Source organism: Ramlibacter sp. G4-7 (assembly GCF_057784995.1).
Genome location: NZ_JBYNTT010000002.1, coordinates 93,417 through 114,840 on the forward strand (window position 1 = coordinate 93,417; position 21,424 = coordinate 114,840).

Annotated in this window: 21 protein-coding genes; 9 read left to right on the forward strand and 12 right to left on the reverse strand. The window is 66.8% G+C overall.

All coding sequences use genetic code 11. From position 1 onward, the window contains the following. Window positions 1-78: 78 nt before the first annotated feature. Window positions 79-354 (forward strand): PsiF family protein, encoded by a 276-nt coding sequence (locus AC3EGR_RS03405; protein WP_488545032.1) that lies wholly within the window; start codon window positions 79-81, stop codon window positions 352-354. Continuing rightward, window positions 351-1,301: a putative phage abortive infection protein gene (locus AC3EGR_RS03410; protein ID WP_488545033.1), complete on the forward strand. Its 951-nt coding sequence runs from the start codon at window positions 351-353 to the stop codon at window positions 1,299-1,301. The genes AC3EGR_RS03405 and AC3EGR_RS03410 overlap by 4 nt, the downstream gene beginning before the upstream one ends. Window positions 1,302-1,665: 364 nt before the next feature. Here AC3EGR_RS03410 and AC3EGR_RS03415 read toward each other — a convergent pair whose 3' ends face one another. Further along, window positions 1,666-2,010 carry a hypothetical protein gene (locus AC3EGR_RS03415; RefSeq protein ID WP_488545034.1) on the reverse strand — a complete coding sequence of 115 codons (345 nt, stop codon included), beginning with the start codon at window positions 2,008-2,010 and terminating at the stop codon, window positions 1,666-1,668. 435 nt (window positions 2,011-2,445) lie between these two features. On the opposite strand from AC3EGR_RS03415, the gene AC3EGR_RS03420 reads away from it, so the two are divergent. Continuing rightward, window positions 2,446-3,411 carry a hypothetical protein gene (locus tag AC3EGR_RS03420; protein WP_488545035.1) on the forward strand — a complete coding sequence of 322 codons (966 nt, stop codon included), beginning with the start codon at window positions 2,446-2,448 and terminating at the stop codon, window positions 3,409-3,411. Between the two features lie 239 nt (window positions 3,412-3,650). Here AC3EGR_RS03420 and AC3EGR_RS03425 read toward each other — a convergent pair whose 3' ends face one another. After that, window positions 3,651-4,322: an ATP-dependent DNA ligase gene (locus tag AC3EGR_RS03425; protein WP_488545036.1), complete on the reverse strand. Its 672-nt coding sequence runs from the start codon at window positions 4,320-4,322 to the stop codon at window positions 3,651-3,653. A 167-nt stretch (window positions 4,323-4,489) separates the two neighbouring features. After that, window positions 4,490-4,933 (reverse strand): hypothetical protein, encoded by a 444-nt coding sequence (locus tag AC3EGR_RS03430; protein WP_488545037.1) that lies wholly within the window; start codon window positions 4,931-4,933, stop codon window positions 4,490-4,492. Between the two features lie 188 nt (window positions 4,934-5,121). On the opposite strand from AC3EGR_RS03430, the gene AC3EGR_RS03435 reads away from it, so the two are divergent. Continuing rightward, the gene (locus AC3EGR_RS03435; RefSeq protein WP_488545038.1) at window positions 5,122-5,715 is read left to right on the forward strand and encodes a recombinase family protein; all 594 of its coding nucleotides are present in this window, start codon (window positions 5,122-5,124) and stop codon (window positions 5,713-5,715) included. A 53-nt stretch (window positions 5,716-5,768) separates the two neighbouring features. Here the strand turns inward: AC3EGR_RS03435 and AC3EGR_RS03440 are convergent, their stop codons facing one another. The 4 genes from AC3EGR_RS03440 to AC3EGR_RS03455 all read right to left on the reverse strand — a co-directional run bounded on the left by AC3EGR_RS03440 (window position 5,769) and on the right by AC3EGR_RS03455 (window position 10,389). Continuing rightward, on the reverse strand, window positions 5,769-6,143 hold the full coding sequence (locus AC3EGR_RS03440) for a hypothetical protein (RefSeq protein WP_488545039.1): 375 nt from the start codon (window positions 6,141-6,143) through the stop codon (window positions 5,769-5,771). Then, window positions 6,143-8,593 (reverse strand): DUF3987 domain-containing protein, encoded by a 2,451-nt coding sequence (locus tag AC3EGR_RS03445; RefSeq protein ID WP_488545040.1) that lies wholly within the window; start codon window positions 8,591-8,593, stop codon window positions 6,143-6,145. Before AC3EGR_RS03445 ends, AC3EGR_RS03440 begins: the two co-directional genes overlap by 1 nt. Next, window positions 8,593-8,784, reverse strand: a complete 192-nt coding sequence (locus AC3EGR_RS03450; RefSeq protein WP_488545041.1) for a helix-turn-helix transcriptional regulator — start codon at window positions 8,782-8,784, stop codon at window positions 8,593-8,595. Before AC3EGR_RS03450 ends, AC3EGR_RS03445 begins: the two co-directional genes overlap by 1 nt. A gap of 435 nt (window positions 8,785-9,219) precedes the next feature. Then, window positions 9,220-10,389, reverse strand: a complete 1,170-nt coding sequence (locus AC3EGR_RS03455; protein ID WP_488545042.1) for a tyrosine-type recombinase/integrase — start codon at window positions 10,387-10,389, stop codon at window positions 9,220-9,222. Window positions 10,390-10,973: 584 nt separating this feature from the next. On the opposite strand from AC3EGR_RS03455, the gene AC3EGR_RS03460 reads away from it, so the two are divergent. Beyond that, window positions 10,974-11,651 (forward strand): hypothetical protein, encoded by a 678-nt coding sequence (locus AC3EGR_RS03460; RefSeq protein WP_488545043.1) that lies wholly within the window; start codon window positions 10,974-10,976, stop codon window positions 11,649-11,651. A 70-nt stretch (window positions 11,652-11,721) separates the two neighbouring features. Here AC3EGR_RS03460 and AC3EGR_RS03465 read toward each other — a convergent pair whose 3' ends face one another. The 3 genes from AC3EGR_RS03465 to AC3EGR_RS03475 all read right to left on the reverse strand — a co-directional run bounded on the left by AC3EGR_RS03465 (window position 11,722) and on the right by AC3EGR_RS03475 (window position 14,714). After that, complete coding sequence (locus AC3EGR_RS03465) at window positions 11,722-12,864, reverse strand: ATP-grasp domain-containing protein (RefSeq protein WP_488545044.1); 1,143 nt, start codon at window positions 12,862-12,864, stop codon at window positions 11,722-11,724. 220 nt (window positions 12,865-13,084) lie between these two features. Beyond that, window positions 13,085-13,654, reverse strand: a complete 570-nt coding sequence (locus tag AC3EGR_RS03470; RefSeq protein ID WP_488545045.1) for a hypothetical protein — start codon at window positions 13,652-13,654, stop codon at window positions 13,085-13,087. Between the two features lie 232 nt (window positions 13,655-13,886). Further along, window positions 13,887-14,714, reverse strand: coding sequence for a hypothetical protein (locus AC3EGR_RS03475; protein ID WP_488545046.1), 828 nt, complete (start codon window positions 14,712-14,714; stop codon window positions 13,887-13,889). A 107-nt stretch (window positions 14,715-14,821) separates the two neighbouring features. Here AC3EGR_RS03475 and AC3EGR_RS03480 point away from each other — a divergent pair, with 107 nt between their 5' ends. The 3 genes from AC3EGR_RS03480 to AC3EGR_RS03490 all read left to right on the forward strand — a co-directional run bounded on the left by AC3EGR_RS03480 (window position 14,822) and on the right by AC3EGR_RS03490 (window position 18,331). Next, complete coding sequence (locus AC3EGR_RS03480; protein ID WP_488545047.1) at window positions 14,822-15,481, forward strand: response regulator; 660 nt, start codon at window positions 14,822-14,824, stop codon at window positions 15,479-15,481. Between the two features lies 1 nt (window position 15,482). Beyond that, window positions 15,483-16,796: an ATP-binding protein gene (locus AC3EGR_RS03485; protein WP_488545048.1), complete on the forward strand. Its 1,314-nt coding sequence runs from the start codon at window positions 15,483-15,485 to the stop codon at window positions 16,794-16,796. Between the two features lie 77 nt (window positions 16,797-16,873). Further along, on the forward strand, window positions 16,874-18,331 hold the full coding sequence (locus AC3EGR_RS03490; RefSeq protein ID WP_488545324.1) for a DegQ family serine endoprotease: 1,458 nt from the start codon (window positions 16,874-16,876) through the stop codon (window positions 18,329-18,331). Window positions 18,332-18,338: 7 nt separating this feature from the next. Here AC3EGR_RS03490 and AC3EGR_RS03495 read toward each other — a convergent pair whose 3' ends face one another. Together AC3EGR_RS03495 and AC3EGR_RS03500 are read right to left on the reverse strand one after the other, a co-directional pair. After that, window positions 18,339-18,560, reverse strand: coding sequence for a hypothetical protein (locus tag AC3EGR_RS03495; RefSeq protein WP_488545049.1), 222 nt, complete (start codon window positions 18,558-18,560; stop codon window positions 18,339-18,341). 131 nt (window positions 18,561-18,691) lie between these two features. Then, window positions 18,692-20,077 (reverse strand): D-alanyl-D-alanine carboxypeptidase family protein, encoded by a 1,386-nt coding sequence (locus AC3EGR_RS03500; protein WP_488545050.1) that lies wholly within the window; start codon window positions 20,075-20,077, stop codon window positions 18,692-18,694. 136 nt (window positions 20,078-20,213) lie between these two features. On the opposite strand from AC3EGR_RS03500, the gene AC3EGR_RS03505 reads away from it, so the two are divergent. Next, window positions 20,214-21,380, forward strand: a complete 1,167-nt coding sequence (locus AC3EGR_RS03505; RefSeq protein ID WP_488545051.1) for an MFS transporter — start codon at window positions 20,214-20,216, stop codon at window positions 21,378-21,380. Window positions 21,381-21,424 lie beyond the last annotated feature (44 nt).

Genomic DNA, 21,424 nt, shown 5'->3' on the forward strand with positions numbered 1-21,424 from the left:
CACGACACGTTCCACTATGCGGATTGCGGCACCCCGTGCGCCCGTGGTGGAATCAGAGCTTCACCGCGAGACACCAACATGAAGACGATTGTCCTTGCCGTAGCCATCACCGGGATCACGCTCGCCGCCCATGCGGAGGAGAAGAAGGAGCTGACGCCGCAGCAGGCGCTAATGGCGACCTGCAACAAGGAGGCGACGGGCAAGAAGGGGGACGAGCACAAGGCATTCATGAAGACGTGCCTGTCGGACGGCAAGAAGCGCCAGCAGGAGGTGATGAAGTCCTGCAACGTCGAGGCGAAGGACAAGAAGGGAGACGAGCGCAAGAAGTTCATGTCCGACTGCCTGAAGAAGTGAAGTCTCTGATGCTAAAGGGGCTTCGACGTGCGCTGGGTGAGGTTTCCGTCGCCGTTCTCGGAACGTCTCGCTGGATTCGTTTGCGGCTGGCCGCTCATCCTGTCGCAATTGCCGTAGTCGTCACAACCATCCTTGCATCCGTTGCGTGGGTGATATGGGCCACGTACGGCGTCAGGTTTTTTCTGCGGTACTGGTTAAATGAAGTCGGCGAAAAGCAAATTTCCCTCCTTGGACAGGTGGGAGATCTGTTCGGTGGAATCAATTCATTGTTTGCAGCAGCCGCGTTCGTTGGGGTCGCAGTTGCTGGCTTTCTTCAGCATCAGTCACTGCGCCTAGGGCGACAGCAACATCTTCAGGAGGCCTTTGAGCCGCTTTTCTTTCGCTTGATCGATTTCAATAGGGGGCTGAGACCGAGGGAACTCTCCCTTTGGGGCCACACGTACGACTTTCAGGTCGCGGTGCGCCGCCTCTGCGAGGACATCGTTGACCCCGTCCATCCCGGGGCGCGCCTCGACCCGAAGGAGCAACAGGCTTACTTCGTATACCCGGGAACTGGTGAGCAGCGCAACTTCGTCATAGTCAAGTACGAAGACTGGTATGCGGAGAATGAGAGCGATCTCGGCCCTTATTTCCGCACCTTGTTCCACGTCTTCAAGCTGATCGACCGCAGCAGTCTGCCCCTCGATAAGAAAATCCAATACGCCAACATAGCTCGCGCTTCGCTGACCAGCGAGGAGGCGACGCTGCTCATGTTCAATTGCTTGACCTACCGGGCAAAGGAATTCAGACCGCTGGTAGAGGCATATGGCCTGCTAAAGCACCTGCCCACCAAGCCGCGGGACTTGAAGGTCTTTGCGAGGCGGTTCTACGCGTCCGAAGCGATACAAGCGAGCAGGGAACGTTATGGCGGCCCCATACTTGGGCCTTCGCTGTACTTTGAAGATTGAAGCCGCTACCCCGGGAATGGTGGGCCCCGACTCGCCTCTGGCTGCGCGCCCTCGCACGCCCCCAGTACCCAAGTCTGCGCGTAGTGTGTCTCGCGCCCCATCTCCTCCAGGCACTCGTAGCCGCTCAACACCAGCCGCGTGCCGTCGGCGTGGACGAGATGAGCGTCATGCAGGGGCAGGGGATCGTCCTTCCCCTTCACCTCACACTTGAGGGTCGCCGTGAAGCGCGGGCGGCCCAAGGCGGGGACGTTCTGGGCAGCCAGGAGCAGGTGACCGCGCACGATCCGCAGGAGGCCAGGCATGTGCCTGTAGACGATCTGCCCCTTCATCCGCGCGCGCATCATGTCCCAGCGCAAAATGCCTGTCACGGTCCCGCGACCTGGCCGCCGCGATCAAGATGGACCTGGAACTCCAGCTCCGGCATCGCGGCGTTCTCGCGGACTAGCATCGCCGCCTGTTGAACTGCTTGCCTCCAGCGCGAGGCGTCTGCCTCGGCCTTCTGGGCCATGTTCGCCGCCTCGCAGGCGCTCACGACTTCACGCGCACCACCGAGCAGCCCCTCAAGCTCGCGGGCGATGAGCACTTCCAGCTCGATCCTCCGACCGCAAGCCAGTCTCCCATCGTCCAGCACCTTCACCGTGTACGCCACGTTCATCGCTACCTCCGCGTACTGTATGTACATCCAGTATACGGCGGCCGCGCTCGACAAGGTGACTATCCCTTCACCAGCTTCAACGGTGCGGAGACACCCCTCCCACGCTTTGAGAGGCGACGGGTAGACGGGGAGCTGCTGGACTTGATCCCCCGTGCCGCCAGCTCCTGCCGCAGCGTCGGCCCGAACAGGTCAGCGAGGATGTGCTCGCGCTGCATGCGGTAGTCGCGGGGGCGTCTCTCTTTCATCGCATGATTTTTGTGCTTGCCCGCCGACCGCGACGGTGTCGTTGTACTCCCCGACGGGGTGATTCCGGTCACTTTCGCCAAAGTGCTTTCGCGACACCGCCCCGTCACCTTGATCTTGCAGACCGTCGTCCCGTCCCTCGGCTCCGAACCTGCCGGGCTTCGGCGACCCCGGTATCCTCTTGCCTCCGCCTGCGCGCCACCGCCGTCACGGCTGGTGGGTTCACCAAGGAAAGTGACTGGAACGATGATCACGGACCCTACTGTTTTCGTCCTCGGAGCTGGAGCGAGCAAGCCATATGGATTCCCTACAGGCGATGAACTGCGCCTGATGATCTGCCACATGGAGGATGGCGGTCGATTCGCGGCGAAGCTGGAAGAGCTCGGGTACGGAAGGGACCGTTGCCGTCGGCTGGCAAGAGCGCTGGCGTCGTCGGCCGTACCTTCAATCGATGCATTCCTCGCTCGGCGGGGCGACCAGGATGAGGTGGGAAAGGCCGCCATCGCGACGATCCTGCTCTCGAAAGAAGTCAAGGGGGACCTGCGACGGGTGGGCGGCGTCTACGGCCAGTTGGACTGGTACGGTGAGCTGTGGGCGCGGATGATCGATGGGGTGCACGACGTCCGCGAATTGGTCGAGCGCAATAACGTGCGCTTCATCACGTTCAACTACGATAGATCGCTGGTGCAGTTCCTGCACACCGCCATTGCGAGCACCTTTGGAATCGATGACGCGGCGGCGATGGCAGCTTTGAGTAATTTCCAGATCTGGCATGTGTACGGGTCACTCGGCGCGTTCCAGCCAGCCCGGAACCGTTTTTCTTACGGGTGGCCAGAGAACGAGGAGGCTCACGGAAGTGCTCTTGGCATTGCCGTGATGAGTATCCGAGTTGTCCCGGTAGACCGCGACGATCAAGAGCTTGTTCCTGCCGAACTGTTTGAATGGGCCGAGCGCGTGGTCATCCTCGGCTTCGGATTCGACAGCGTGAACTGCCACAGGCTCGGGCTTGGAAAAGTGGTGGCCCGGCGTATTGCTGAAGTGCCGGGCTCGCTGAAGCCGAAGGTGTACGCAACAACGCTGGGTTTAACCGACGCTCAGGTAGAACGCGGAATGGTGAACTTGCTTGGAGAAGCCGCGGGGGTGGAGGCGGGTCTTCATCGTCAAAATTTGACCTGCCTGGATGCACTTCGACACTGGGATACGCTTCGTTGATCACGCACTGGGCCTGTCAACGCATTTCGTCCCGCGCCTAGACCACTGGGTAGGCCCCAAGGTGCGTCAAGCGGCGCATAATGCGGAAATGCGGTGGTGGTCCCATCGCACGGCGAAAGCCTCTATGCCCGGTTGGCGGAATTGGTAGACGCAAGGGACTCGAAATCCCTGGTAGGCAACTACGTGTGGGTTCGAGTCCCACCCCGATTCAAAGGGCTGTTCTTCTGGACAGCCCTTTCTCATTGCGAGGTGCCCGTTGACGACGTCCTTCGGAACCTCTCCGGCGGCACCGCGCCCGGCACCTTGATCTTTTTCCACGCGGTGGTGCGCTCCGCCGGGATGTAGATAGAGTCCACCTTCTTCGCGACCAGGCCCTCCAGCTTCAGCATCTGCGCCATGGCGTACAGCTCGATGCCTGCCTCGGGGATCGCGTCCACCACTAGCAGGTCGTGCTTGGGCTTCGGCGTGAATCGCTTCTTCAGCCGCGCCTTCCGTTCGACCAAGGGGAGGTCCATGATCTTGGTGCCGCCCTCGATCAGCATGTCGAACATCGCGTAGACCACGGGATCGCAGTTCGGGTAGTAGCAACGTCGGGCCGCACGCTGCTGAAGCCGGTCGAAGTTGCTGCGGCCCAGGTCGTCCATCACGCAGACCTCACCATCCACGACATGCGGCCCGCCCCGGTAGCGGGCCAACGCCCGCGTGATCTCGGGGAACCATGTCGTGCAGTCATGCCCACCCCGGGTCCGCAAGGTCGCGGCTCCAGCTCCGAACTCCGCCAGCACGCGGTAGCCGTCGTTCTTGATTTCAAAGAGCCAGTCAGGCGCGTCGAACGGCAGGCAGCGCCGGTTGTCCAGCAACATCGGCTGGAGGCCATACAAGAAGCGCGGCGTCGTCGTCGTCGTCGTCACCAGTGGAGTCGGCGCTTAAAGGGGCTGATTTCTAAAAAAAATGGCGCTTCGGGTACGCCCCGGTCAGCGGCGGGGGGATCGCGCCTGAACGCCGGAGTCTCAACGAATCTATGCCCCCCGGGGCAGCCCGCTGGTCCACATGGTCACCCCCCGGGGGGGGCTCCACCTCAGCTCGCCTTATCGAATCCGCGCCGCACCCACCCTACAAGCCAGCCCACCCCGTACACCCCCCCGGCACAGAACACGAACGCGATCAACCCGACGAGAAACGTTCCGCCGACCTGCTCCGCCATCTCCCAGTGGTGACGGCGTTCCGCCTTCGCCCAAGTGAAAGGCACTTCATCAATGCGATCTACCTTCCTCGCCGTGTAGATGTGCCAGCACTTTCCCCCTTCGGGTTCGTACGATGGCTCAATCAAGCCTTGCAGCGGTCGGTCGATGTACTCCTGGCACTTGCCTGACTGATAGTCCGTTTTGAGGGCAGCCTGATAGTTTTCGTTCGCCTCCGAGGTCTGGTTGTAGAACCTCATCGGGAAGAGCACAAGAAACCAAAGACCGGCGACCACCGTCGCGATCACCCAGAGTCGCTGCCAGCCATTCAACCTTTTCATACTTCCCTCCGGCTTTAAAAGGTAGCACAGCTCAGCCATTCTGTTTTGCCGTCACCCCGAGCTGTTCAAAACCGACCGAATACGGACACGTATCGGCAGGCGTGTCCGAAACATAGCTTGACAACGTTTCGGACGCACACCATTATTCGGACTTCCTTTTCGTACACCATCTCTTAAAAGGTCTGCCCATGTCCCGCGTCTTCGCGTACTGCCGGGTGTCTACCGCCGATCAGACTACCGACAACCAGCTCCAAGAAATCACCACTGCTGGATTCGCAGTGGATGCGCGCCGCGTGGTCACGGAGACCGTGTCCGGCTCCGTTGCTGCCAGCGAGCGGCCCGGGTTCGCCAAGTTGCTCGACAAGATGGAGTCGGGAGATGTACTGGTGGTCACCAAGCTGGATCGCTTGGGGCGGAACGCCATGGACATCCGGTCCACCGTGGAAGCGCTTCAAGGGCTGGGCGTCCGCGTCCATTGCCTCGCCCTGGGCGGCATGGACCTCACCAGTGCCGCCGGAAAAATGACCATGGGGGTGATCGCCGCCGTGGCGGAGTTCGAGCGCGACCTGCTGGTCGAGCGCACTCACGCAGGACTCGCCAGGGCGAAGGCTGAGGGCAAGGCCATGGGTCGCCCCTCCAGCCTGTCGGCGAAGCAGGCGGAGGAGGTGCGTGCCAAAGTGGCGGGTGGGGAGTCCGTTGCCTCCCTCGCCCGCGAGTACAACACCAGCCGTCAAACGATCATGCGGGTGCGCGATGCTGGGGAGGTCGTGCAGACGGCTTGACGGCCGCTTGCCACCGCGTCACCTCCAGCAAGGTGCGGGCGGCGTTGACAGAGCTAGGCGGCCGATTTGAACGACGCGCCTCGCGGCTTCGGGAACTTCCAATAACGGCCTGCCACGGTGTCCCACTCGATCAAGTGATCTCGCGCGACGGTCTCGATCACGGACCAGTACAGCCCCGCATCCCGGGCGAGGGGGCGAACGCCAGCCACGGGCACGGTGTCGTCCTTGATGAACTCCCGCAGCCAGGACAGCGCCTCCTCGCGCAAGGCTTCCAAGGCAATGACCTCGGCGTGCTGGGGCGGATGCTGCGGCGGCCCCGTTTCGGAAAAAAGCTCCGGGTGGTCACCCGCAAAACCCGCAAAAGGGTCGTTCGCCGGTTCTGTGGGTTTTGCGGGGTCGAACTCCGCCGCTTTATCGGTCATCGACATCACGCTCCTCCCATCAACACCGGGTGCGCGATGAACGTCTCGCTGGGGCGTCCCTTGGTGGCTTTTACGATGCGTGTGATCCAGCCGTACTCGACGAGCACCGTGGCCGCCCGGCGCACCGCCTCCGGTTCTGCAAGCTGCGACCAGCCCTTGCCGTACACATCACGCACGCTGAACTCCGGGCCGATCTGCTTGCGCCTCAACCGTGCCAGCAGCGCCTCAGCTCCCGCGATCTGCGGTTTGCTGGCCTCGGCGTACATGCGGTTCGCGTGGCTTTCTAGGTACTCGGCCCACCGCAGCGCCCGCCGGACGCTCGCCGCCGTCACCGCATTCATTCCGGAGTCCACCAGCTCGAAGATGAGTGCCAACGCGGGCACCAGCTTCCGGTACTTGGACAGGTGCGACTGGAGGGCGGGATGCAACTCATCGCTTCGCACCTTCAGTTCCAGCGCGTGCCGCCAGTCGTTGAAGATCGTCTGCGCCTCGGGGGCGAACGTCAGCACCAGCGGGCCGTCGTCACCGGGCGCAGGCAGATTTGCGAGCCGCTGGTAGACAGCCATCGCCTGCTCGCGGGCAGCGATGTTCACGCGCCTGTCGATGTTCGTGAACGCGGGGTTGTGATCAGGCCAGACGGCGACCTGGAAGCGCTGGATGAGGCCGTCGTCGCCGCCGCCGCCGATCACGGCGGACCGGACGTATTCGGCCACGCGGCCGGGCTGGATGTTTCCGAGCATCGACAAGCACACGCACGGGATGCGGCGGTTCAACCCCCGCCCGATGCGGTCGAAGGTGTAGGGCTTGTCGCCGTCGAACGCCTGCAGGTAGAAGGCGCGAGCGCCTTCCTGCCCCTCGCGGTCCATCGCCTTCAACAGCCCGTAGATTTCGTCTCGGAAGGCCAGCAGGCCCCACGGGTTCTGTTCGAGGACCTCGCCCAACGCCTCGACCGAGGTGTCGTTCACGATGAACCGGCGGAGATGCGGCTCCTCCGCGATCTCGACCTTCGCCAGCAACTCGTTGACCTTGGCGTCCACCGATTCCTGCAACAGCTTCGCCGCTTTCCGCTCGTTGGCGGACGCGATCAGCGCAGCCTGCTTGTTGTCGATGTCCCAAGCGTCGTGGCGAGCCTGCCAATCGGCGCGCAGCTCGTCTTCCAGCCGCTGGAGCGGTCGCATCGCCTCGGCGAGCGCGGGGGACTTCATCACTCCGGGCTTGCCGATGATCAGCCCCCAGATGTTGGGTGTCACCTTCCAGTCATCGAACTCTTTCGGCTGGATGCGGACCCTGGCCCCGATCAGGCTGGAGAGCACGACGACCGCGCCGACCGCCGGGAAGTCCGGCGGGCACTGCATCCGCTCGGCGATGTCGGTGATCCATGGCCTTAGCGCCTCCGGCAGGAGGTCCGGGGAGAAGGGCAACACGGGCGGGAGCGCCGTAGGCAAGGGGATAGGGTCGGGCCACGCTTCGTTCGCCGCGAGAGTCGAACCCACAGAACCCACGGAAGGCGGCGTGTCAGGCGACCGCGCGGAGCGCAGGCACTTCATCACGGCCTCGGCTCCCTCCATCACGAACAAATCGTTGAAGTCCGTGTCCTTCTCTCCGCGCCCCTCCGCGAACTGCGGTGCGGCGAGCAGCCCGCCGCATGCCAGCGCGGCTTCGCGCCCTTTGTTGAGGCCCGGATTGCTGGCTGTCTTGTAATCGTCATCGGCGGCGATGGTGATCAGCGCCGTCGGGTGGGCGGCGCGAACCTGTTCGGCCACGGCGACAAGGTTGTTCGCGTTGAACGCGATGTGGACAGTCTCGCCGCTTACATCGGCCAGCGTGGCTCCCGTGGCGAAGCCCTCGCAGACGATGTGGCGCTCAGCGGCCCCATGCAGGATGCAACTGCATCCCTTCACCTTGCCGCCCGGCAAGAATCGCTTCTCGCCAGCACCGTTGATCATCTGGACGTTCGCCATCTCGTTGATCTCGTCGTACATGGGGATGATCAGCATGGAGCCGCTGCTGCGGCTGCTGTGCGCGGCCACGCGCTTCTTCAGTAGGTACTGGTGCTCAGCGGGCGCTCCGGCGTTGGCCCAGAACTCCTTGGCCTTCTCGGAGGCCGCTTGCTGCAGGGCGACCTTTTCCTGTTCGCGCTCGATCTTCGCGGCTGCGTTCCGCTCGAAGATGGCGCGCTTCTCGGCCTCCGTCAGCCGGTCGGCAGCCTTGCTGCACCACGCCTGCCAGAAGTCTTGCCGCCAACATCCGAAGTACCCGGCCATCGGATCGTCAGGGTGCAGGCAGTAGTAGCCCGAGTCGTCGCGGGCGCGGCCACTGCTGGAGAAGCGATGGATCGAGCCATCGGCGATCACATCATCCGGCGGCTCCAAGCCCGCGGCAGCGATGGCATCGCGGAAGGCGGCGATAGGGTCGGCGATCATCATGTCACGGCGGATGCGTTGGTACTGATGCATCACTTTCCCTCCGACAGGCCATCAACCAGGGCGTCGATGGTGGAGGCGCGCCAGAGTGCGACCTTGCGCCCAATCTTGATCGGGGCGGGGTAGATGCCGAGGCGAATGCCCCTGTACCACGCAGAGCGGGACACGGGGATGCGTTCGAGAACCTGCGCGATGCGGAGGAGGGAGTCGGTTGTGGTGCTCAAAGAAATGCTCCGGTGAACGCCACGCTCGTCATACGCAGCAGGCCGATGAGAGGCATGAAGACCATCGACATGCACATTGGTCCCCATCGGTGCGCCGAATGTATGTGGTGGCGAAGGCTGCGGAAACCGCCCCAGAACAGGGAGTCGGTACGTCGGTGTAGTGGCAGCTCGATACGTGCCGGTAGTGCCGCTCCACAGACAACATGAAGCGCGGCGCGCACTTGCGCAACTTGGCGAGCCACATGCTGATGCGAATGTGCATCTCGCGGGGCGCTGTGTTCGCGAAGGTGGCCGCTCGAGAAACAAATTGCAGCCGTATGGTCTTTGCCACGGTTGGCCGTGAGCACCCGTTCCGGGAACGGGTCATGCATGAAGCACCCCTACACGCGCTCGCCCGAGCAAAGATCCCGGCGAGCCTGCGGCTCGACCGCCGAACTACAAGGCCAGGGCGGCGAGGGCCTTCTGCGCATGTTCCTGGCGCAGGTGCCCATAGTGCTTCTCGATCATCACCACGCTGGTGCCGCTCAACTGGGCGACGGTCAGCGTGTCCAGGCCGCCGTGAACGAGGTCCGTGATCCCGCTGTGCCGCATGGAGTAGGCGACTGCATCCTCCGTCAGCTCCGCCGCGGCCGCTGCACGCTTCATTGGGTACTTCCAGGCGTCCTTGTTCCACATGCTGCCGTTGGCGCGGGAGAACAGCGGCGCGGAGGGCAGCTTGTTCGCGGCCATACGACGTATGAGGTCGGCGGTGGCCTGTGGCAGCTTGATCTTCCGGTCCTTGCCTTGCTTGTCCTTGCCGATGGTGAGCGTGTCCAAGCGCTTGTCGAAGTCGCCTACGGTCAGCGCGGCCAAGGCCCCGGGCCGCAGCGGCAGGAGGGACATGCCGCGCAGGAAGTCGGCGAAGTCGGCGTCTGCGTGCGCGATCAGCTTCCTGCGCTGGTCCCGATCCAGATAGATGTCGCGGCGCTGGTCCGCGTTCTTGATCGGCGTGAGCTTCGTTCGCCACGGGTGATCGGAGGTTGCGAGGCCGTCCGTGAGCGCCTTGTTCAGAGCGGCCCTGAAGGGTGTCATGTCACGGTTCAGGGAGCTGTCGGAGCGCGCCTTGCCAGCCTCGGTGCCGTCCTTCACGGGCTGCGCCTTCAGCTTCCTGCGCCAGCTCTCGATCTGCTCGCCGCGCAGCTTGGGCAGCTCCGTGGCCGAGAGCTTCGGGTCGCTGTAGACCCACCGCTCAAAGCGCTTCTCCGCGTCCTTGGCGGCGTCCATCGTGCTGGTCTCGCGCAGGTGCTGCACGTACCGGTCGCAGGCGGTCCTGACCGTCGCGGTCTCCTTGCTGCCGCCCTTGTGCAGGTGGGTAAACCACTCCTCCGCCGCCTTCAGCGCGGCGTCGTACCGCTCGCTGGCGGGCAGCTCGGCGAAGTCCCCGAGGGGGTGATGCACCTGCTTGTCGGTGACCTCGTCACGCACGCGGGCCAGCCAGTTTCCCTCACTTGATGCAGTCATCTTGCGGAACCCGAGCGCGCAGCCCTTGCGGACAGGCTGCCAATAGGGGTCGCGGCGAGGCTTGAGCTTGGTGCGGTCGGTGACCTTGACGAGGTAAACGGGCATGGGGGCGCGGTATGAAACAGGTATGAAAAACTATACCGCACAAAACGTGACCACCTGGGATCAATCCTCGACCTCCTCACTCTGAAGATTGGTTTCCATTGATGCCGATTTGTCCCGGTTCTCTGCCTTCACACGGCAGGGGTCACATGTTCGATCCATGTATCACCCACCAGATACCGAGACCCCTGCAAGTCGATGATTTGCGGGGGTTTTTCTTTGGCCCTGCGGTTTCCTCGGCGCCGACCGACGCCGTCACACCGGCCAACTCCGCGTGCATCCCACCGGGCGTTAGATGTTCGTGGGAGGAGGCGCAGGCCCAGCGCCTGGCACTCCTTCGAAGGCGCCGCTCGCGAAGCAGGCGCGTTGCGTTCTCGATCAACCGAGAGTCGCAACGGACGTGTTCGCCCCAGGTAACTCCCGCAGTACGGCGATTTGACACCGCACTGCCGCGGTAAACACCTGAGAACCGCGAGCCTTCGCCGAAACACCTATAGTGGGTCAGGGGCTGCGACGCAGCCTCCGACATGGTCGTCGCCCTGCCACGCTCCAGGGAGTCGGCGAGAACTTCGAGGATCCACGTCATGATGTCCAGCTTCCTGCACGAACACCGTGAAGAGTTGATCCGCCGGTGCGCCGACAAGGTCGCCAAGCGACCTCGCAGGCAGGCAACGGAGATGCAGTTGCGCAACGGGATCCCGCTTTTCCTGAGCCAGCTCCAGCGAACCCTCGAGGCCGAGGAACAGCACCACTCCGTGGAGAGTATGAAGATTTCCGGCGGATCGGGTGGGGAGGACCCCATCGTGTCCGAGATGGGCACGAGCGCCACCGTCCATGGCAAGCAGTTGCTGGATCTCGGATTCACGGTCGACCAGGTGGTCCACGACTACGGCGACCTGTGCCAGGCGATCACCGACCTGGCCTTCGAACGGAACGCCCCGTTCGCGGTGAGCGACTTCCGCACCTTGAACCGCTGCCTGGACAACGCGATCGCGAGCGCCGTGGCGTCCTTCAGCCAGGCCCGTGAAATCGACTCCGCCGCGCGGCAGATCGTCGAGTCGGACGAACGCATCGAAATGCTGAAGCACGAGCTTCGAAGCTCCCTCGCCACGGCGACCTATGCCGTGGCCGCCATCAGCGCGGGCAACCTGCCGATGTCCGGGTCCACCGGGTCGGTCCTGAAGAAGAGCCTGGAAGCCTTGCGGCAGCAGATCGGCGGACCGACGCTGGATGAACTGGAATCCGGCTCCGACGCGCGAATGTGATCCCTGTGCACCGTGACCGGGTCCGGCATCCTGGCCGTGCGCCCGAAGGCGCGCGCCGCGCTGCCCCTCGTCATTGCGGCAGCGCGCCGGGTGCGTGCTCGGCGCGCACCGCGCCCGCCGGGCCGCGCCAGGAGCGCTGCATGGCACGCCCGGCCATCGCGGGCAGGTTGGCGGCCAATTCGCCGAGCGTGTAGGGATCGAACAGCGTCGTTCGCATCAGTCGCCCCTGGCTGCCCCGGTCGGCCAGCACCCGCCACCAATCGCGCGGACGCAGCAGCGGATGGCGCCGGTTGCAGCGCGCCAGCGCCGGGCGCTGCGGCTGCGTGCCGGCAGGCCACGACGTGCGCAGGCTTTCCGCGAGGAAGTTCAGGCCGCACGCGGCCGGCATCGCGAGCGAAGCCCAGAAGCGCGGGTTCGACTCGAGCAGGAAGACGCGACCGGTCGCCTGCTCGATGCGTGCGTCCAGGTTCATCGCACCGCTGTAGCCCGTCGCGCGGCACAGTGCCGAGGCCATCTCCTCGAGCACCGGGTCGCGGGTGAACTCCATCCAGCACCCCCTGACCTCATGTGTCGTCACCGCGTGCAATTCGCCGTCGACCGCGAACAGGTCGACATCGATGTCGCGGCCCTCGATGTACCGCTGCACGACGAGCGGCCCGTCGGCATAGGTCCGATCGAGCACGACGTGGTCCAGCAGGTCCTGCTCGCTGCGGACCACCACCACGCCGAGAGAGCCCGATGCATTGGTCGGCTTCACGACAAAGGGCAACCCCAGCGTCGCGCCTAGCCTGTTGAAATCCAGCTGGTGCTTGCCGGCGGCGTACACGGTCGCCGGGACCGGCAGCGCCGATGCGTCGCACAGCAGGTGGAATCGCCACTTGTCATCGAGTGTCTCCAGCACCTGCGGGCTGGGAATGGGCGTCGTCGCGAGCGGCACGCGCGGACCCAGGCGATGCAGCAGCCGGATCGCCGGGCAATCGCACGGCACGATGACGCCCTGCGGGTGCTCGCGCGCGAGTTCCTCGAGTTGGCTCGCGCTGCGCTCCAGGTCGCCGAAGTCCGCCAGCACATGGCGGCGAACCCATGGCGACCAGCGCAGCGGACGGGTTTCCTGCGAACCGAACACGATGACGCGCGGGCTGCCCATGGCGTGCGCCGCCTGCAGCACGGGAAGGACGATGCGGATCTGGCATCCGAGCAGGATCAGGGTCATGCAGCCCTCCGTCCGCCAAGACGGCGGAGAGGGCAGTGTGCGCCACCATGTCAGCCAGAGGTTTGCATGCGACTGCACCCCGGCCCGAAAGGACTACCTCCGCCCGCTCGACAGCGTCACGGACTGACAACCGCCAGCCAGCTCGACGATGGGCTGCTTCAACCCCAAAAAAGGGACGTTTTGGTGCGTCAGAGAAAGAATGCCGTCTTGCGCCGCGGCTTCAGCGCGGGACCGTCGTGACCCCCACCGCCACCGCCTGGTTCATCGCGACCACCAGGCGGTCGCCCACGCGCAGGCCGGCCAGCGAGGCGCGGTCGTGGACCTGGAAGTCCTTGATGTCGCCTGCGGAGTCCCGCACGCGAAGCATCAGGTTCTCCTTGTCCACGACGAGCACGTCCGTGATGAAGCTGACCGGCTGCTCGTAGCTCCTGACGAGGTCGGCGGGCGGCCCGCTGCTGCGGCGGGCCTGCGCGCGCTGCGTCTCGCGCACGCTTGCACGCCGCGTGAGGATGAAGGCCGCGACGTAGTCGACCTGCACGCGCTCGCCGACCTGGATGTCGTCGGCATTCGCGACGATGGGGTCGAGGCGGAAGGTGATGCTGCCGCGCGGACTGTCGATCGCCATCAGCCGCAGCTCCGCGTCGACCTTCGTCACCGTGCCGGTGGCCGACAGGCGCATCGCGACGTTGCGCTCGTCGCCGAGGGCACCGGGATTGCCGAGGGTCTGGCCCGCGCCTATGGCCAGGGCCGCCGGCGCGGCGCAGGCGAGCGCGAGGCAGCAAATGAGCACTCGGCAGGACGACAACATGAACGGTACCTCCACGCCCCGATGATCGCTCGCGGGTGCGTTCGCGGAATGGGCCGTTGGTCCCATCTTGGGGCACGCCCGTCGCGGGTGTGTGTGCGGGTGTGTCCGCGGCCCTCATCCGCAGACGTGTTCGAGCAAGTCGAGGCGCCGCAAGTCGGGTCGCACCATGAAGAACGCCACCTTGCGGTGGCGTTCGGTAGTCGGCGAGGCCCGATCAGCCCAGGAGGTCGTCGGCGAGGTCCGAGGCCTTCTCGGCGCCCGTGCGCGTGTTGCGGATATGGCGCCGGGTCTCGAAGGGCAGCTGCGCGGTGTTCACGCCGTCCCACTTGTTGCGGCCCTTGACCGACAGGTTGTAGTAGATGGACACGCCTTCGCGGATCTTCTCGGCGCGCTGCTCCGGGGTCAGCTCCAGGTGCGCGATCTTGTCCTCGGCCCACTCGGCGCCGTGCTTCATGTTCAGCGCCGCGAAGTACACGGCCTGCACCGGGTCGTTGGGGTTCTTCAGGCCGAGGCCACGCGCGGTGCGCGGCTCGAATTGCGCCAGGCCCAGGCTGGACACGCCGTTGCGCCCCTTGCCATTGCGCGGGATCCAGGAGGTCTCCGCCCAGATGACGCCGTAGACGTCCTCGAAGCTGAGGCCGACTTCCTGCAGGCCCGCCTTCTCGGCGGCTGCCTGCGCGAGCAGCAGCCGCGAAGCCTCGTCCAGGGTCAGGGTCTTCTCGCCGGCGTAGCGCACCGGCACCCACTTCATCTGGGCGCGCAGCGCTTCGTCCGAGGCGAACTTCACGGCGACCCTGGCGACCGGGGTGGCCAGGCTGGCGGCAGGGGACGCATTCGTCACGGCGGCGACCGCGGCGGCCGCCGTGTGGGTCGTCGCGGCCGCCGTACGCGCGACGGCAGCGGCGGCAGAGCTGGTGGCCGCGGCGGCACGGGCCACGGGCTGGGGATTGGACGCGGAAGGAACCATCTGGCTCGTCAGGGCGGCCGCTGCCCCCAGGAGGGCAACGGCGGCAGTGGCGCGGAAGGTGGTGGTGTGCTGCATCTGTCTCTGTTCCCTGACGTTTCTGTAGGAGGCTTCTTATGGACTTGTAGGACGCCCGTGAGTTCGCGGCAGCACCGTGAGTTTTCCCGCATTAAGCTGTCGGGCGCATGCGAATCCTCCTGGTCGAAGACGACGCGATGATCGGCGCAGCCATCCTGGCTGTGCTGCGGGGGGAGAACTACGCCGTGGACTGGGTGCGCGATGGCGTCGCGGCGGACGCTGCCACGCTGGCTGAGCGGTACGACCTGGTGCTGCTGGACCTCGGCCTGCCCAAGGCCGATGGCCTGACGGTCCTGCGTTCCCTGCGCGCCCGGCGCGACACCGTGCCCGTGCTGGTCGCCACTGCGCGCGATGCGGTGGGGGACCGTGTCGCAGGCCTCGATGCCGGGGCGGACGACTACATCGTCAAGCCCTACGACACCGACGAACTGCTGGCGCGCGTGCGGGCGCTGCTCAGGCGCAGCGTCGCCCGGGGCGAGCCCGTGATCAGCCACAAGGGGGTCGAGCTCAATCCGGCCACGCGCGAGGCCTCGCTGAACGGGCAGCCGCTGAGCCTGACGCCCCGGGAATGGGCCTTGCTGGAGCCCATGCTGCAGCGGCCGGGCGTGGTGTTCTCCCGCCCGCAGCTCGAACAAAAGCTCTACAGCTGGAAGGACGACATCAGCAGCAACGCCGTGGAGGTCTACGTGCACGGCCTGCGCAAGAAGCTGGGCGCCGATTTCATCCGCACGGTGCGCGGGCTGGGCTACGTGGTGCCGCGCGACTGAGATGGCAGGTCGGTCCGCATCTTCCTGGTCCTTGCGCCGCCGGCTGCTCACGCTGGTGCTGGTGGCGATCGCCTTCGTCACCCTGCTGCAGGCAGCCATCGCCTACCGGTCGGCGCTGCGCGAGGCCGACCGCATGTTCGACTACCACCTGGAGGAGGTCGCGCGTTCGGTGCACGGCGGGGTGCCCTTCGCGCCGGCCGAGGGCGCCTCCGAATATTCCGTCCAGGTGTGGGGGCCGGACGGCGTCACGCTGTACCGCTCGCAGGGCATGGAACTGCCTTCGCAGGCGGTGCTGGGTTTCTCCGACTCGCGCGTGAACGGCGTGCGGCTGCGCATCTACACGCTGCAGACGCCGGAGCACACGATCCAGATCGCGCAGGACCTGGATGCGCGCGAGGCACGCGCCCGCTCGCTGGCGCTGGGTGCCGTGACACCGGTGTTGCTGCTGTCGCCGCTGCTGATGCTGGCGGTGGGCGCGGTCATCGGCGGCTCGCTGCGGCCGCTCGCGCGCATGCGGCGGCAGGTTGCGGCGCGCGCGGCGCGCGATCTCTCGCCGCTCACGGCCGAAGGCGTGCCCGAGGAGGTGCAGCCGCTCGTGCGCGAACTCAATGCGCTGTTCGCGCGCGTGCAGGCCACGCTGGAAGCGCAGACGCATTTCGTCGCCGACGCGGCCCACGAGCTGCGCTCGCCGCTCACGGCGCTCAAGCTGCAGCTGCAGGCCGCCGAACGCGCGCGCGATGACGCGGCGCGGCAGCATGCGGTCGCGCAACTGCGCTCCGGCATCGAGCGCTCGATCGCGCTGGTGGAGCAGCTGCTCGCACTGGCGCGGCTGGAAGGCCAGCCGCAGGACGCGGACGTGCAGGTGGACCTGGAAGAACTTGCGCGCGAGGTGGTGTCCGTCCTGCTGCCCACGGCGCACGCGCGCTCGATCGACCTCGGACTGGCCAGCAGCGCGCCCGTGCGGGTGGCGGGCAACCGCGATGCGCTGCACCTGATCCTGCGCAACCTGTTGGACAACGCCGTGAAGTACACACCCGCGGGCGGCCGCGTCGACCTCTCGCTGGGGCAGGACGCGCAGGGCGCCTGGCTCGCCGTGGACGACAGCGGCCCCGGCATCCCGCAGGAGGAGCGCGAGCGCGTGTTCGACCGCTTCTACCGCGTCCCGGGCAGCGAGGCCGAGGGCAGCGGCCTGGGCCTGTCCATCGTGCGGACGGTGGCCGAGCGCCTCGGGGCGCAGGTGCGCCTCGAGCACTCGCAGAGCCTGGGCGGCCTGCGCGCGGAAGTCCGCTTCCCGGCCGCGCCAGCGCCGTCTTAAGCCTGTTCTAAGGCTGCGCAGGCACATTTGGCAGGGTCCGAATGACCGGACGGCAGAGGAACCCCACGATGAACAAGATGAACAAGATGAACCTGAAATCCGCACCGCTGGTGCTCGCCCTGCTGGGCGCCGGCATCGTCGGCGGCGCGGCGGTGGAAGCCGTCCACCACGCGGCGCCCAGCGCCACCGCCGCCGTCCTGTCCCCCATCCCCGCGGCCACCGTGCAGTCGCCGGCGCCCGGCGGCGGTACCGTGGTCATGCCCGACTTCCCGCTCATCACGCAGCGCTATGGCCCGGCGGTGGTGAACATCAGCGTCAGCGGCAAGGCGCGCGCCACGCCCGAGATGGGCGATCCGCTCGAATTCTTCCGGCAGTTCCAGCGCGGGCGCGGCGTGCCGCAGCGCGAGGTGCCCGTGCGCGGCATGGGCTCGGGCTTCATCGTCGGCGCCGACGGCATCATCCTGACCAACGCGCACGTGGTGAAGGATGCGACCGAGGTCGTCGTCAAGCTGACCGACCGGCGCGAGTTCAAGGCCAAGGTCCTGGGCAGCGATCCCAAGACCGACGTGGCCGTGCTCAAGATCAATGCGAACAACCTTCCGGTGGTGACGCTGGGCAACAGCGACACGCTGCGGGTGGGCGAATGGGTGCTGGCGATCGGCGCGCCCTTCGGCTTCGAGAACACCGTGACGGCCGGCGTGGTGAGCGCCACGCGCCGCTCGTTGCCGGACGACAGCGCCGTGCCCTTCATCCAGACCGACGTGGCCGTGAACCCGGGCAACTCCGGCGGCCCGCTGTTCAACGCGCGCGGCGAGGTCGTGGGCATCAACTCGCAGATCTACAGCCAGTCGGGCGGCTACCAGGGCGTGTCCTTCGCCATCCCGATCGGCCTGGCGAGCAAGATCAAGGACGAGATCGTCGCCCATGGCAAGGTGGAACACGCGCGCCTGGGCGTCGCCGTGCAGGAGGTCAACCAGAGCCTGGCCGACTCCTTCGGCCTCGAGCGTCCGGAAGGCGCGCTGGTGGCCAACGTGGAGAAGGGCAGTGCCGCCGAGCGCGCGGGCCTCCAGCCCGGCGACGTGATCCGTGCGGCCAACGGCAAGCCCATCGTGGCTTCCGGCGACCTGCCTGCGATCGTGGGCCTGTCGCAGCCGGGCCAGCGCCTGGCGCTGGAGGTGTGGCGCGCGGGCAAGAAGCTGGAACTCACCGCCGAACTCACGCGCAGCGCCGACAAGGTCACTGCCGCCGCGGCCATCGAGAAGGAGCAGGGCGGCCGACTCGGCCTGGCCCTGCGGCCGCTGGACCCGCGGGAGCGCCAGGAATCGGGCCTGCGTGCGGGCGTGGTGGTGGAAGAGGTCGGCGGTCCCGCCGAAGCGGCCGGCGTGGAGGCGGGCGACATCCTGCTGGCCATCAACGGCACCCCGGTCACGACGGTGGAACAGGTGAAGGCCGCAGTCGAGAAATCGCAGAAGTCCGTGGCGCTGCTGATCCAGCGCGGCGACGACAAGATCTTCGTGCCCGTCCGCCTCGGCTGAACGGCCTTCAGGTCGCGGGGGGCAAGCTCCCCGGCGCCGGAATGCCTTCGATCAGCTGCAGTTCCAGCAGGCGGCGCACGTCTTCGGGCTGCACGCCCGACTGCTGGAGCACGGCGGCGATGCTGCGCTTGCCGTCGATCACGATGAGCGCGGCGCGCTGGCGCAGGGTGAGGTCCAGCGAGCGGTCCTTCAGCACCTGTTGGCCCAAGGAGGTCTTGACAGGAATCATGGGTTCTCCCGCGGCGCCTGCCTGCATGGGCAGGCGCTCGCCGACCCAGTGTCGGGCAGGCGCAGCCCGGCGGGAACCCGGGCTGTCCCTTTAAGCCGAATTCCTAGCGCCTGGCGCCTGGCGCCTGACGCCTAGCTCTTGGTGCCCTCGCGCCCCGCGGCGAAGGTCTGGCTCACGCGGCCGTTCTTCTTGTCGGCCTGCCGGGTGTCGCCGTCCTTTTCAGCCTTGGTGCGCGCCACGGCCTTGCGCTTGCCCTCGTCCTTGCCCTTGGCGACGGCCTTGTGCCTGCCGTTGTCCTTGCCCTTGGCGACGGCAGTCCCCTTCTTGGCGGCGGGTTTGCTGGCGACCTTGGGCTGGTCGTCGTCCTCGTCCTCCGCCTTGTTCTTGCCGGCCGCGGCCTTGCGCGCGGACGGTTCCTTCCTGGCCACGGTTTCCGGCAGGCCCAGCTTGGCGACCACCGCGCGCCGCATGCGCTCCGCGTCGTTGAGGCGGGTCCCGTTGCTGTCGGAGTCCAGCAGCACCAGGATCAGGTTGTGGCCGCCCATCTTGGTCAGCATCGTCAGGCAGCGCCCCGCCTCCACGATGTAGCCGGTCTTCTGCAGCTCGATGTCCCAGCCTGCGCGCTGGTTGCGAACCAGCCGGTTGGAGTTGATGTACTGGAGCGTGCGGCCCCCCAGCTTGGCCAGGTGGGCCGGCGTCGTCGAGAACTCCCGCATGACCGGGTTCTGGCCGGCGACGCGCACCAGCAGCGCGAGGTCGCGCGCGGTGGTCTGGTTGCGGTTGGACAGGCCCGTCGGGTCCACGTATGTCGTGTCCTTCATGCCCAGCTGCTTCGCCTTGGCGTTCATCGCCTCGACCAGCTTGGGCAAGCCGCCCGGGTAGCTGCGGCCCAGGGCGTGCGCGGCGCGGTTCTCGCTCGACATCAGCGCCAGGTGCAGCGCTTCCTCGCGCGTGAGTTTGCTGCCCACGCGCAGGCGGGACCGGCTGTGGCGCTCCTTGTCCACGTCTTCCTCGGTGATCGTGAGCACTTCGTCCATCGGCTGCTTCGCCTCGAGCACCAACAGCGTGGTCATCAGCTTGGTGAGCGATGCCATCGGCAGCACGGCCTGGTCGTTCTTGCGCAGCAGCACTTCGCCGCTGTCCTGGTCGACGAGCAGGGCGGCGCTGGAATTGAGCCGGAGCGGGTCCGGCGTCAGGTGCAGGCCGGCGGCGCGGCCGAAGGACAGCGCCGGGCCGGCCGGCGAGGAAGCCGCCGTGCCGCGATCACTTTCGGCTTCTTCCGGCGGGACCACTTCGGCGCCCGGAGGGGCGGCAGGGGTCGCCGTCTCCTCGCCGACCGCTGGCGCCGCTGCAGGTGCAGCCGCCGGTGCCGGTGCCGGCGCCGAGGGAGCCGTGGCGACCTGCGTGGCAGGGCGGCTCGCGAACTGGTCCTTGTAGGCCAGCGGCAGCAGCGCCGCGGCTCCCACGAGGGCCGCCAGCAGGCCGGCGAGGCGGAGGTTTCTCTTGCGTGGGCTCATGGGTTCTTGTCCTTGCGGGCAACTCTACCCATGGGCGCCAGGGGTCAACGGGAGAAAGGGACGAAGCTTGTGTAGTCCGCCGACGACTGCGCGAGGGCAGGGGTTACCATCGACGGGTCGGTCCTTCCCTTGCGGCGTGCAGCCGCTTCGCGTCATTCCAGTCTCCGTCTCTCCCCTGCGCCTGATCTTGCTGCTGGCGCTCAGCCACGCGAGCTTCGGCGGTGCCCGGCTCGCCATCTCCCTCCAGGCCCTGCAACTGCATGCCACACCGGTGACGGTGGGCTTGTTGATGAGCCTTCTCATGCTGGTGCCGACCTTCGTGGCGGTGCCGGTGGGCCGCTGGGTGGACCGCGCCGGCTGGCGGCCGGCGACGGCACTGGGGCTCGCCGGGATCGTCGTGGGCGAAGCGGCCGCGGCCGCCTTGCCGACGCTGGCCGGCCTGGCCATCGCGAGCATCGCGGTGGGCACCTCGTTCATGTTCGCGCACGTGGCCGTGAACAACGCGATCGGCCATCTCGCGGGCGCGTCGGGACGCACGCGTGCCTTCGGCCTCATGGCCGTGGGCTTCTCGCTGTCGGCGCTCGCGGGACCCATGATCGCGGGCGTCGCGATCGACCACGCGGGCTTCCGGCTCGCCTTCGTGCTGCTCGCGGTCGTTCCGGTGCTGTCCGCCCTGCTGCTGTGGCGCGCGCCGTCGGTGGCGAGGGAAGCGTCGGCGCCTGCGGGCGCGCCGTCGCGCGGCATCGCCGACCTGCTGCGGCTGCCGCCGCTGCGCGCCGTGCTCATCGTCAGCGCGATGGTCTCGGCCGGCTGGGACCTCTTCACCTTCCTCGTGCCGCTGCACGGCGCGCGCAGCGGCCTGTCGGCCACCGCGATCGGCCTGGTGGCCGGCGGCTTCGGCGTGGGCAGCGCGGTCGTGCGCGTGGCCTTGCCCTGGATCATGCGGCGCGTGCCCGAGTGGCGCCTCATCGGCGGCGCGCTGGTCCTCGCCGGCATGGGGTACATCGCATTTCCCTTCTGCACGACGGTGGCCACCATGCTGCCGCTGGCGGTCGTGCTCGGTGCGGTGCTCGGCTGCGGGCAGCCCGTCGTCATGAGCCTGCTGCACGTGACCGCGCCGCCCGAACGCACCGGGGAGGCCGTGGGGCTGCGTGCCGCGATCACGAGCCTGGGCCAGACCATCCTGCCGCTGGCCTTCGGCGCCTTCGGCACGGCGCTGGGCATGCTGCCGCTGTTCTGGGCGGCGGGGGCCCTGCTCGGGTTCGGCGGCGGCTATGCGGCGCGGCGCCGCGCCGTGCACTAGCTCCTTCCCCCTTGCCCCTGCGGGGCGCCTGTGCCAGATTGCGG